11 protein-coding genes are annotated in these 13246 nt (G+C 44.7%); 9 read left to right on the forward strand and 2 right to left on the reverse strand.

Going from position 1 to position 13246, the window contains the following annotated elements; genetic code table 11:
• Positions 1 to 7 precede the first annotated feature (7 nt).
• The 9 genes from BMY11_RS00365 (at position 8) to BMY11_RS00405 (ending at position 10973) form a co-directional block, all read left to right on the forward strand.
• Positions 8 to 256, forward strand: coding sequence for an HPr family phosphocarrier protein (locus BMY11_RS00365; RefSeq protein WP_090572494.1), 249 nt, complete (start codon positions 8 to 10; stop codon positions 254 to 256).
• A 304-nt stretch (positions 257 to 560) separates the two neighbouring features.
• Positions 561 to 2435 (forward strand): cache domain-containing sensor histidine kinase, encoded by a 1875-nt coding sequence (locus BMY11_RS00370; protein ID WP_090572495.1) that lies wholly within the window; start codon positions 561 to 563, stop codon positions 2433 to 2435.
• Complete coding sequence (locus BMY11_RS00375; RefSeq protein ID WP_090572496.1) at positions 2432 to 3952, forward strand: response regulator; 1521 nt, start codon at positions 2432 to 2434, stop codon at positions 3950 to 3952. The genes BMY11_RS00370 and BMY11_RS00375 overlap by 4 nt, the downstream gene beginning before the upstream one ends.
• A gap of 152 nt (positions 3953 to 4104) precedes the next feature.
• A complete protein-coding gene (locus BMY11_RS00380; RefSeq protein ID WP_090572497.1) occupies positions 4105 to 4983 on the forward strand; it encodes a carbohydrate ABC transporter permease in 879 nt (292 codons plus the stop codon).
• A 3-nt stretch (positions 4984 to 4986) separates the two neighbouring features.
• Positions 4987 to 5814 (forward strand): carbohydrate ABC transporter permease, encoded by an 828-nt coding sequence (locus BMY11_RS00385; protein ID WP_090572498.1) that lies wholly within the window; start codon positions 4987 to 4989, stop codon positions 5812 to 5814.
• Between the two features lie 34 nt (positions 5815 to 5848).
• Positions 5849 to 6799: a glycoside hydrolase family 113 gene (locus tag BMY11_RS00390; protein ID WP_090572499.1), complete on the forward strand. Its 951-nt coding sequence runs from the start codon at positions 5849 to 5851 to the stop codon at positions 6797 to 6799.
• A gap of 40 nt (positions 6800 to 6839) precedes the next feature.
• Positions 6840 to 8093 carry an AGE family epimerase/isomerase gene (locus BMY11_RS00395; protein ID WP_090572500.1) on the forward strand — a complete coding sequence of 418 codons (1254 nt, stop codon included), beginning with the start codon at positions 6840 to 6842 and terminating at the stop codon, positions 8091 to 8093.
• A gap of 125 nt (positions 8094 to 8218) precedes the next feature.
• Entirely contained in the window at positions 8219 to 9541 is a 1323-nt protein-coding gene (locus BMY11_RS00400) for an ABC transporter substrate-binding protein (protein ID WP_090572501.1), read from the forward strand.
• Positions 9542 to 10178: 637 nt separating this feature from the next.
• Positions 10179 to 10973, forward strand: a complete 795-nt coding sequence (locus BMY11_RS00405) for a COG4705 family protein (RefSeq protein ID WP_090572502.1) — start codon at positions 10179 to 10181, stop codon at positions 10971 to 10973.
• A gap of 175 nt (positions 10974 to 11148) precedes the next feature.
• On the opposite strand, the gene BMY11_RS00410 is transcribed toward BMY11_RS00405, so the two are convergent.
• The gene (locus tag BMY11_RS00410) at positions 11149 to 12543 is read right to left on the reverse strand and encodes a HAMP domain-containing sensor histidine kinase (protein WP_090572503.1); all 1395 of its coding nucleotides are present in this window, start codon (positions 12541 to 12543) and stop codon (positions 11149 to 11151) included.
• A 10-nt stretch (positions 12544 to 12553) separates the two neighbouring features.
• The gene (locus tag BMY11_RS00415; RefSeq protein WP_090572504.1) at positions 12554 to 13228 is read right to left on the reverse strand and encodes a response regulator transcription factor; all 675 of its coding nucleotides are present in this window, start codon (positions 13226 to 13228) and stop codon (positions 12554 to 12556) included.
• Positions 13229 to 13246: the final 18 nt, after the last annotated feature.

The raw sequence follows: 13246 nt of genomic DNA on the forward strand, positions 1-13246 counted from the left end.
GGTCATCATGAAAGCCTTGAAGATTACGATGCAAACGGATGGATTTCCAGTACTCTTTGCTAAACAGCTCAGTCACTCCGCTGCTGCGTATACTTCTGAAATTCGTATCATTTGGGAAGAACGCAACATTATTTCCGATGTCAAAAGCATCTTGGGACTGATGGCGCTAGAGGTGAAAAAGGGAATGATTCTAACCCTTACGGTTGATGGTCCAGACGAAGAACTGGCGATTGAACTTGGGAAGTTACTCGAATAAAAATAACGAGTAATTACATGAATATGCCCTTAGTCTTTCCCTAGGAAAGACTAAGGGCATATTCATGTTTCCGGTATCATTCACATTGCTCGATGGACTACCACTACGGAGGTTGGTCATGTAAGGATCCATTAGATTAAGAAGCATTTATGATCTTATTATTTCCTCTTCCAAACTGCATGTGTGCATGCAGTTTGGGCTTTTTTATGCCCATGCTTGCGTATTTTGAGAATTCATGTGCAAAATAATATACATTTAGCTCGGTTTGCTAGAGAGATATTTATACAAAGGAGGTCTAACACCCATGAAATGGCTGAAAAGCATTGCTGCCAGACGCACAGGTCAGTTTTTTCGCAGAATGGAGGGACGGCTTCTCATCGTCTTTCTGTTTCTTATCATCCTTCCGATCGGTGCGCTCAGCTATATATCCGCGCAGCGCTATTCGGATTCTATTGAAAAGAACACGATCACCTTCGTATCACAGATTTCTGACCGCATGATGGTGAAGCTAGATGATTACATGATGGATATGAAAAAAATATCGCTCATACCATCCTATTTACCCGAGATTAAAAATGCCTTGAAGGCCTCCAACCAGTTTTATGAGCGCGCTGCAAGAGAAGAAGCGAAGGACGCAGGGAGTATCATTCCTAATGAACAAATGATTCGATTAGATATTCAGCGCAGAGTCGAGGGCAGCATTTATTTTATTAACAATATTAAAGAAGGTACGAATTCGGTCTATCTCTTCGACAACGCAGGCCATCCTTTTTACTCCATGAAAAATGCAGTTGTCCGCCCAGATATAAACCAAGTACTTCCCCAATGGCAAAAAATTGCTAATGCGGCGCATGGCACGCCTGTTCTACTCAGTACGCAGCAGATCATCGGACAAGCGAATAGTAAGAAATATGTATTCTCAGTCGTAAGGCAAATTGTCGATCCAATGACCTTTTCTCCGATAGGCATGATAGCAATCGATACGAATATTCGGATCATTAATGATATCGTGCAGGATATGGACCAGGCCACTCATGGGACAACTATCATTGTTGACGATGATGCCAGAGTTATTTTTGACAGCAAGAAGAGTCTGATCGGCCAAAATTTGAAAAACAACGACATTTATCGTCAGGCTACCGATTCAGCGGGCAACTACAAGGCTACGATTAACGGCGAGTCTGCATTGATTATTTATAAAAAATCGCCAGAAACCGGATGGAAGGTTTTCATTATCGTTCCTGAAAAGGATCTTAAAGCGGATTCGACGAAGACCCGCAACTTCACTCTGCTTACGGCAATCGCTATTATGTGCTTCGCGCTAGTGATTTCGATTGTGCTTATATTTACTGTGACCAAGCCTCTTCGGCTCCTGGTCCGCATGATGAAGGATGTCCAAACAGGCAATCTTGACGTTGTCTTCCCCCCCGTCAGACAGGTTGAGGTGAATTTGGTGGGGAGTGCATTTAATCGAATGATTGATCGGATAAAAATTCTGATCGAGGATATTTACAGAGTCGAGCAGCGTAAAAAGAAAGTGGAGTTGCAATCCCTGCAGCATCAAATCAATCCTCACTTTATATACAATTCTCTCGAATCAATCAGGATGACCGCTTTGATCCATGATGACCCTGAACTGGAAGAAATGACTGAGCTGCTTGGCCGATTGATCCGATACAGCATTCACGGTGATTTAAATACGGTTCCACTGCAGCAGGAATGGGATCATCTGAAGATGTTCATTCAATTGCTTAATTATCGCTTCGGAAACAGATTTAATTTACAGCTTCCATCCTCGGAGGTTACCGGCAATATGGAGATCATTAAATTGCTGTTTCAGCCGATCGTCGAAAATGCGATTAATCATGGTATTGATGAGTACAAAGATAGCTTGACTATTACCATTACGTATTGCGCTGAAGAGATGAACCATGTGTTTATTATTCACGATAATGGCTGCGGAATCGAAAGGAGTAAATTAGTGGATCTTAATTTAAGACTGCAAGGCAGACGCCAGCAGCACGATACGTCCGGTATCGGACTTTACAACGTACAAGAACGCATTATGCTCCAGTATGGGGAAAATTACGGCATAACCATTGAAAGCATACTCGGAGAGGGCACGAAGGTATACGTGAAATTTCCAAGAAAAGGGACCGGGGAGAGTGAACGATCATGATACAAGTCGTAGTTGTTGATGATGAAGAGCGCATCCGATTGGGGCTAGTGAAATTAATAGAACGCTTAGACCCAGACTATAAAGTCGTTGGAGCCTATGGCAGTGGTCAGGAGCTGCTATCCGTACTTGGAACATTTCCAATCGATGTCATTTTGACCGATATAAAAATGCCGAAGATAGACGGTCTGCAATTAATAGACCTTGTCCAACAACGCATGCCCAAAATCAAGTTCGCGATCCTAAGCGGCTTCAGCGACTTTGCCTTTGCCAAGAAAGCGTTGCGCCAAGGCGTTGAGGATTATCTGCTTAAGCCTGTCAACAAAGCGGAATTGACCGAGCTGCTCACGCGACTAAAAAATACAATTGAGCTTGAACGCTTACGCAAAACGATCGCGGTCTCAGAGCATATCCGTTTCTTGATGAGTAACGATTCGGAGCAACTGCCGGATCTCATGGTGCAAAGCGCTATCCGAGAGCTGGGACAAACTCTACTGTTTAGTCATAACTATACGGTTATGGTACTTCATACCGATCCTGAACTTAAAACGGAGCGTCTTGAATACTTTCTCTCAAACTGGACGGAACCATGGCGAATTGTCACTTGGGAGCCGCGCCAATTTATCATTGTACTGGCCGTTAAAGATGATTCTTTACAGACCTCTATCGAACATGCCCGTAGGCTGGCAGAGCGTGTTCCGCATCTTCTTGGAATGAGGATTGGCATTAGCTGTGTTCATCTTGGGGTTCTGTCTTTGCGAAAAGCTTACCTTGAAGCAATGATGGCGATGCAGCAGGCTTGGTATGAGAATGGTGATAAAGCCATACAGGATGCTGAACATCTCGTGAATCATGAGACCGAGATGCTCTCCATTGAGCAACTACGCCATCTGGATAAGGAGTTCCGTCCGGCTCTGCAGCTGCTGGATGCTACCAAAGGACAAGAGGCTTTAATCAAGTGGATGGAGAAAGTCGGTGCCTCAATGACGCCATGGGACTCGCTCTACAGCAGCTGTGCAGCAGTCATCGGTTTTATTCTGAGCGAACGAGGCGGCATTCCCCAAGTAGAGGTTGAGCAGGAGCATGAAGCAATGAACCTCGAACCGAAACGCTTCACCACTTGGAAGGCCTTCAAAACCTTCTTCCTGGAGATGACAGAGCAGCAGCTGTATCTGTCCAAGAAAACCAGACAAGGCAGCCGTGCCATTGAAGTTATTAGGAGCTACATTCAACAGCATTTTACAGAGGATCTCGACCTGAGTCGATTAGCGGAGATTGTTTACCTTACCCCCAGCTATCTGAGTAAGCTGTTCAAGCTAGAATGCGGTGAAACCATTACGGACTATATCATTTCCTTTCGCATGGAGAAGGCTAAGATGATGCTGCAAACGGAAGTCGACTTGAAGACCTACCAAATCGGGGAGCAAGTCGGCTACCCAGATCCGGCCTATTTCAATAAATTATTCAAAAAAGTCGTCAGTGTCACACCTAAAGAATATCGGGAACGGGTTCGTTTATAGCAGCAATAAAAGTGCGTACGTATACCAAGATACGATAAGAGAAGACAAGGAAAACAAACTGAGCACCTAAACGCGATAGCCGCGATCCGTTATACTACCAAATAGAATTCAAACTTTTCGTAATTCATATCATGACGGAAGTGGGTAAGCCGATGTTCAACTTAAGCTACAACAAGCAAAGATTGCTTATTCTTTTCGGGTTTCTAACGGTGCCGGTGCTGTTCTCATTGACCTTCTCGTACTACCCGGCTCTATCACTGATCTATTATAGCTTCACGGATTGGTCGGGACTTGGATGGGACATGAACTGGGTAGGATTTGATAATTACAAAGAAGTATTTACACGGCCGGAGATCTTCGGAGTCTTCAAAAATAATGCTTACTATTTTGTCGGTGGATTGTTGCAGACAGTGATAGCGCTTTATTTCGCTGTCATCTTGACGAGCAAGCTGCGCGGAAGAAACATGTTCCGGTCCATGTTCTTCCTTCCTTACGTTTTGCACAGCGTTGCAATCGTTATTATGTTTAAGAACGTATATCACTTTGAATATGGTGCGCTTAATATTTTCCTAAGTGCGATCGGCCTAGAGTCATGGCAGCAGCAGTGGCTCGGCAATCCTCATATCGTTAACTTCGCGTTGGCGTTCATCTCTATGTGGAAGTACTTTGGTCTCAGTATGGTCATCTTTATCGGCGCGCTTCAGTCAATTCCTGCTGACCTCTATGAAGCTTCAAAAATCGATGGCGCTTCAGGCTGGCAAGCATTCCGCTTTATTACGATTCCAAGCATTCGCAGCGTCATAGAACTAATGATGATTCTGACTTTGACCGGCGCGCTAGAAGCCTTCGAAATTCCATATATCATGATGCTTGGGGCGAATGATACCAACACATTCGTATCCAAAACCGTGGATATCGCTTTTACGTTCCATAAGGCGGGGCTCGCATCAGCCATGGCGGTTGTCTTGCTTCTCATTGTCATTCTATTCATTATCATTCAGCGCAAATTGCTGTTCAGAGGGGAGAACTAATCCATGGAAAACCAAAACAAACTATGGACAGCGGTAAAATATGTGTCTCTGCTGCTCGGGGTGTTCGTTGTTTTCTTCCCCCTTTATTCCGTATTTGTCAGCGCCTTCAAAACACAGGTCGAGTATTATCAGTCTGGTATGAAGCTGCCGGATAACTGGCTTAATTTTGATAATTTCCGTAAAGTTTTTAAGGTGGGTAAGCTTGGATTGGGCTTTAAAAACATCTTCATCATTCTCATTGTGTCCGTTGCCGGCAACATTATGTTCGGAACGATGGTTGCATTCGCGCTCGGACGGTTTGAGTTCAAGTTGAAGAAACCAATTATGGGCATGTACCTGGTAGCTCAAGTTATTCCTATGATTACAACGCAGGTGGCAACGTTTTCTGTTATTAAGTATCTGGGTGCATTTAACCACATTTATGCACCGATTCTGCTCTATCTAGGCGCAGATGTGCTGCAGATTGTCATCTACCTGCAATTTGTCAAAAACATTCCGAAGGATCTAGATGAGAGCGCAATGATCGAAGGGGCTTCCTTGTTCAAAATTTATCGATCCATTATCTTCCCGTTGCTTGCTCCGGCTACAGCAACATTAATTATTTTGAAAACCATTTCGATCTATAACGATTTCTATACGCCATATTTGTATATGCCGAGCCAGAAGCTTCGCGTTGTTTCCACTGCGATTTATTCCTTTGTTGGACCGAATGCGGCGCAAGTCAACGTGATCTCTGCCGGTGTATTGCTTATCTTCATTCCGACTATCATCTTGTTCTTGTTCTTGCAGCGTTATATATTCGCCGGCGTTACTAATGGAGCGGTAAAATAAATAAAACTTACAGATGTAGGGGAGTGGATTCTTAATGCAAATATGGGATGAAACGGTTAGCGGTATGACGTGGGGTTGGGTCGGTGTACGCGGAACATGGACGGGCTCAGAAGCCGATCAATCGATGGAAGAAATGGCTAAGCTCGGTGTTAATTGGGTTGGACTGGCGTTATCCGTCCTGCAGGAGACCGCATTCTCGACAGAGATCCCCTACTGGGAGTCGCCAACCGTAACGGACGATGAAGTCCGCGCAGCCATTCGCAAAGCGAAATCGTTAGGCATGAAAGTATGCTTAAAACCTGTCGTGAACTGTAAAGACGGCACATGGCGTGCCCATATCGGCTTCTTTGATAATGAAGTGCCGGGTGAGCCAAGTTGGCGGGAGTGGTTTTGGTCTTACGGCAATTTTATGAAGCATTACGCGGTAATCGCGGAAGAAGAAGGGTGTGAAATGCTGTGCATCGGCTGCGAAATGGTGCAAACCGATAAGCGGGAATCGGAGTGGAGAACATTGATCAGCGAAATTCGTCCGCTCTATTCCGGCCCGATTACTTACAATTGTGACAAATATCAAGAGAACTATGTGACCTGGTGGGATGCTGTCGATATCATTTCCTCAAGTGGCTATTATCCGGTTGACCAATGGGAAGTTCAGTTGGACCGCATCGAAGCTGTAGTGAAGAAGTGGAATAAGCCGTTCTTCTTTATGGAAGCGGGTTGCCCAAGTCGTGTAGGATCCCCGATGCAGCCGAATGTTTGGTCCTTGGATGGAAAGCCATCTGAATCGGAACAGAAGCGCTATTATGAAGCAATGTTCGGTGCTTGCATGAAGCGCGATTGGGTTAAAGGCTTCATGCTTTGGGATTGGCCGGCTCAGCTATATGCGCTGGAAGAAGCGGCAGCTAATGATGATTACTGCATGTTTGGTAAATCAGCGGCCGAAGTCGTAAAACAGTACTACGAATCTGGACAGCAGCGCCTGTAATTGTGCTGCGTAATTTCATGATAGGACAGGTGGCAGAATAGTGACAATCGCGCAGCTGACAATCGAGAGTTGGTGCAAAGAGCTCTCTTACGAATTGAATGAACAAATCCTCGGATATTGGATGAAGCATACCGTCGACGAGAAATATTTCGGTTTTATCGGTGAAATCAGCCATGACGGCATACCGCTCCCTGAGGCGGATAAAGGACTTGTGCTGCATGCCCGCATTTTGTGGACCTTTGCTGCTTCTTACCGCAATGAACCGAGGGTGGAATATTTGACGATTGCGCGCCGTGCATATGACACCTTAATAGAGAAGTTTGTCGATCCCGAGCATGGCGGGCTCTATTGGATGATTGATATCCAAGGCAAGCCTGTCTCTGACAAGAAGCAGATTTACGGTCAAGCATTCGTCATTTACGCCTTGGCAGAATATGTTCGTGCGACGCAAGATAAAGAGGCACTTGATTGGGCAAAACGCTTGTACGGTTTGATTGAGAAGCATGCTTATGATTGTGTAAATCTCGGTTATGTCGAAGCTCTGGCAAGGGATTGGTCTGAAACGTCCGACCTTAGCCTAAGCGGCAAGGATCTTAACGAGCGCAAATCAATGAATACACATCTTCATGTGCTTGAAGCATATACGAATCTCTATCGCATTTGGAAACCAGCAGGTCTGAAGGCTAAGCTTAAAGAACTCATTGAAGTTCATCTTGATCTCATTCTTGACAGTAAAAGTGAGCATTTCCTTCTATTCTTTGACGATGAATGGCAATCTAAGTCAGAAGAAGTTTCCTACGGTCATGATATAGAGGGCAGTTGGCTGCTGTACGAAGCAGCTGAAGTTTTAGGAGATGCCGCGCTTATTGAGCGCGTCAAGTCTGCAGCTTTGAATATGGCTGAAGCAACGCTAAAAGAGGGTGTTGATAAGGACGGCGGCGTATTCAATGAATTCGATGGCGAGCATTTAGACGATACAAAAGATTGGTGGCCGCAGGCCGAAGCTATGGTGGGTTTCTACAATGCCTACCAGTTATCCGGTGACCAGCGTTATCTGGATGCCGCCCACGCAAGCTGGTCCTTTATTACACGCTTTGTCAGTGACCGTGAACAAGGCGAATGGCACTGGCAATTGACTAGAGAAGGTAAACCGTTTTTTGCAGATGATAAGCCTAAGGTCGGTGCATGGAAATGTCCTTACCATAACAGCAGAGCTTGTCTCGAAGTCTTGGAAAGAATAGAGAGGTCAAACCTTGGAGTAAAAGAGTCCGCAGGGGAAAAACATCATAAATGATGACAAGAAAACGTATTTTGTCACCTATTTTCGATCGACGAAGTGGAGCATAATTAGTCCATGAAAGCGATCTCATCCGGCAGCAAACGTCATGAGATATTACTAACTATGTGGGGGTAAAATCAATGAAAAAAGGTTTAGTTCTTCTATCTGTTCTGGCAACAGCTGTAGCACTTTCCGCTTGCGGGAATAATAATTCCGGCAGCAATGCAGGCGAAACGAACACGGCAGCTACGGACACGAACACAGCTGCTACGGACACGAATACGGGAGCAGCTAATAACGAATTAAGCGGCACCATCAAAGTCCTATTGCATCGTACAGACTTGATCAACGATGGGACAATGGATAAATACGCAGCCAAATTCAAAGAGAAATACCCTAACGCGAACGTTGAATTCGAAGGCTTGACGAACTACGCTAGCGACATAACTGTTCGTTTGACAACAGGTGAAGCCGGCGACGTTAACATGATATCTACAGGAATTCCGGTAAGCGAGCTGCCGAAATATTATGCTCCATTGCCAGATGATATGTTCAATAATGTGTACTTTAAAGACTACATGGCTGTTGGTGGCAAACGATACGGAATCGTAACAGGTGTTAACACGCAAGGTATCGTTTATAACAAGAAAGCTTTTGCAGCGGCGGGTATCGACAAAGCCCCAGCAACGCTCGATGAGTTGTATGCAGATGCTCAAAAGCTGAAAGACAAAGGCATCGTTCCGCTGTACATGAACTACGGCGCACAATGGCCAATGGGCAGTTGGGGTGAAAATACCTATACGTACATCAGTGGTAATGCCAAATGGACAGATACGCTGATTAAGGAGGATGCCCCATTCAAAGTCGACGGTCCGTGGGGTGAAATTTTGAACATCGGCCGTAAATTCGTAGAAAACGGCTGGGTTGAGAAGGACCTGTCCACGAACAACTGGGAAATGTCCAAAGGAGAAGTGGCTTCTGGCAAAGCGGCAATGCTCTTCCTTGGAAACTGGGTTATCCCGCAGCTGGTTGGTGCTGGTGCAGCCTCCGAAGACATCGGATTCGTTCCGTTTCCGTACGACAACACAGGCAAATACAACGCACCGCTCGGCGGCGACTACTATATTGGTGTAAGCAAAGATAGCAAAAACATCCCGCTTGCTACGGCTTGGGTAAACTTCTTCGTAAAAGAATCCGGCTATGACACGGATTCCGGCTTCATGCCAATCGATCAGACTGTTGAACCGAAAGTAACTCAAATGGCTGAATTCAAGGGAACTAACCCTACTTTCATTCCATCTGAAGCTACTGATCCGAAATTCTTGGAAATTGCAAACAAAGCTGAAATCTCCCTCGGTACTGGCGCAGTTGACCAAGAGCTAATCGTGGCGAAAGACCTGCAAAAAGCATTCAATGACTTAAACGCGAAATGGGCAAAAGCGAAAAAAGAGCTAGGCTATTAAAATAAAGTAATCTTATTGAATAGCACCCCGGATGTCGACTATCGACGGGGGTGCTTTTTTCGTTAGGCATGCAAGCCACTGAAGGCAACTGGCAATGAAATTTGTCGTAGGCTTGTTGTAAGTTTGATTAACAAACTTTAATTTCCACATTTTCTTACGATATCAACTCACCACGTAAATCACTAACAAACTTAACAGGTGTTTTACCACATATAAGGAAACCTAATGAGCCGCGCCATTACTGATGTTTCGTTAACAAACTATAATTTCCTTCATCAGAAGCGAAGCAGATGATGATGGAAAATAAAGATCGTTAGCGGAAAATAGAGTGTGTTAGTGGGCAATAAACGAATTGGATTTCTAAGTGCACACCAAGTATCTATCTGTTGTCGTCACTCAAAAATATACAGGATTGATAAGGCAAAACTCACACAACTGCATCAATGCGAGATCTATATGCATGTGGAACCAGTTAAGAAAAAGTTAAGGATCAATTTATGGCTCGTTTAGAATTTAGGACTACACTGAGCCATGACCAATAAAATGCTCAAATCCAGAAAGGAGCGTATCAGTTGTAATTTAAAAGCTATTCTCCTTTATGTACTCATTAATGATGAAGATGAAAGAAGGTTAAAGAATGTCAAAGAAAAAGATACCATTAATCAATTTGACGAAGACTGTACTGGCAAAGGTTCCGGAAATAACGGTGTTTTTCTGGATTACAAAACTTCTGACAACGGGAATGGGAGAGGTTGCATCGGACTTTCTGTTTGAACGCCTTAACCCAATCTTCTCCGTACCGGTCAGTTTGATTATCTTCGTCGTCGCGATGATTATGCAGTTCAAAGTACGCCGCTATGTCGCAGGTATTTACTGGCTAGTTGTAATCATGGTGAGCATTTTTGGTACGACAGCGGCCGACGCGGTGCGAGTAGGCTTAGGCATTCCATATATAGCATCAACGTTATTCTTTGTCGCGGCACTCGCTGCTATATTAATTACATGGTATGTCAAAGAAGGAACATTATCAGTTCATAGCATCCATACGCGTCGGCGGGAAATTTTCTACTGGCTAACGGTTGTGACTACATTTGCGCTTGGCACAGCGGCCGGGGATATGACTGCAACGAATATGCACCTAGGCTATCTGTCTTCGGGTATTATGTTCTCGGTTATATTGCTTCTCCCGGCAATTGGTTATTGGTTGTTTGGGCTTAAAGAAATCGCAGCTTTCTGGTTCGCTTACATTATGACACGCCCTGTCGGCGCTTCATTCGCTGACTGGCTATCGGCTGCGCATAGCAGCGGCGGTCTAGGATATAGTAAGGGTACAGTTACTCTCATACTGACTATCATTATTGTCCTTCTGGTTATTATTAAGGGCGGATCGCCAGCGGAAAGCACGGAGCTTGAGACAAAACTGGCAAGTTAAAGTGGATAATAATCTTATCAGAGAACGGCAACGAAACAATCAAGTTCAAAAGAAACACAAGGGCAATCGGACATATGTTCGATTGCTTTCTTATCGAACTAAGTAATTGATCTATTGAATAATCTGTTCCTTTCTTTTGGAACGTACATCTACGTGTTTGGCTTAAAATGCAAAATTATCGACGATCCGGTTTCAATGTTTCTATTTTGCTCGGGAAAGATATAGTAACGATCGTTCCTTTACCGATTTCACTGCTTAGCTGTATTGTTCCGAGGCACTCCTCCGTTATTCGCTTAGCAATGGCAAGTCCAAGGCCAGTTCCTCCGCGTTTCCTTTCACGGGAGGTGTCTACACGATAGAACCGTTCAAATAGAAAAGGAAGGCTTTCTTGCGGGATACCCATACCGTGGTCTTCCACTTGAATAACAATCGAATTTACAGTAGCATGCAAGTCTAATCGGACAAGTTTCTTCTGTTCTGAATAATGAATGGCATTGTCCATTAGTATAATTAAGATTTGCTCCAAATGGTGAGGATCCATCCTTAAAGATAGCCCTTCGACTAATGTAGTTTCGAAGGTGAAACCCGTATATAGTAACCGATAATTTCGTACTAAGGTTTGTATTACTGTAGACGGATCAATTAGATTGACGTCATTTATAAGTTCAACTTTAGGGTCACCGGACAGATCTAGCAGTTGATTGGCAAGCTTTCGCAGGCGAATTGTTTCTTGTAGTGCGGCGGCGATTGATTCCTCGCGGACATTAGGGTCATCCTTGCCCCAGCGGTCTAGAAGTTTCAAGTGCCCTTCAATAATTGCAATCGGTGTTCGGAACTCGTGAGACGCATCCTCCACGAATTGGCTCTGCCGGCGAAAAGAACGTTCAAGTTCATTCATCATCTCGTTAAAAATAGCCGATAAACGTGACAACTCATCGCCATTGTTACGGTATACAACACGTTCACTTAGCCCGTTCTTCTGAATCGCCGTCATCGTAATAGCCAAGCGGTTCAGCGGCCGAAGTAACCGCCATGCCACGATAAACCCACCTATTGCACTAACTGCAATACCAACTAAACCAAGAGAGAGCATGAGTTGTTTCAACCGATACTTCATATCGTCGATATTTTCTAGATTATTTGCGAACTCAATGTAACCTGTGAATGCTTCCGTTGTAATGGGGGCACGAATAACGAGTAAATGATCTTGACCATGTCTGTAACTTGAGAGCGATTCATCGCTTGAAGTGTGAGTAGGGACCCATTCGGCCGGAAGTCCGTTTGAAAGCACCATGACAACGTGCCCGCCGTTATCGAGCAGCCTAAACATTTGGTCGGTTTGAACAAATCGTTCCATGAATCGCTTGCTTTCCTCGATTCGCTCGGCATCTAGAGGTTCTTCCTGTTCGGCATAATAGGTTGTGATTTGAGCGGCAGTCTTCCGCAGCGTATCTTTCTGGGCATCAATCATCCAATTAGAAACTACATTGTATTGTACCAAGCTGTATCCAATGAATAGCGCTAAGATCAGTAAAGAGGTGAGTGTGGCGAGCTTATATTTGACATGCATGTGTGCATAATCACCCCTTCATGATATAGCCGACCCCTCGAACAGTCTGTATGTATTTGTCACCGTCTCCTAGTTTTTGCCTAACGTAGCGAATATAGACATCGACGATGTTCGTTTCAACGCCGGTTTCGAACCCCCAAACAAGGTCAAGCAATTGGTCACGGGATAAAATGTTATTAGCGTTACGGATAAGGACGAGGAGCAGATCAAACTCACGCTTGGTGAGGGGGATTTCAACACCATCACGGGATACGGTCCGGGAGGGGAGCTCTACTTGAAGGTCTTGTAACCGGACTATACCATCAGTCGATTCCTCAGTATCATCTATTCGACGAAATATCGCCCTCATGCGTGCTAGAAGTTCTTCTATCTCGAATGGCTTAGGTAAATAATCATCTGCGCCACTATCTAGTCCCGTGACTCTATCCATGACACTATTGCGTGCGGTGAGCATAATAATCGGGGTCTTATTCTTCTGGCTGCGCAGTCTTCTACATATTTCAATTCCGCTTAAGCCTGGCAACATTAAATCAAGAAGCAGCATGTCCCATTCGCGTTCAGTCGCAAACGCAAAGCCTTCTCTACCGTCATGGCAAACTGTAACGTCGAAACCTTCATGTTTCAGTTCCAGTTCAAGAAAACGAGCGAAGTTCGGTTCATCTTCAATTAATAGTATCTGACGCAACGATCATACCCCTCCTGG

Source organism: Paenibacillus sp. OV219 (genome assembly GCF_900110075.1).
Taxonomy (GTDB): Bacteria; Bacillota; Bacilli; order Paenibacillales; family Paenibacillaceae; genus Paenibacillus_Z.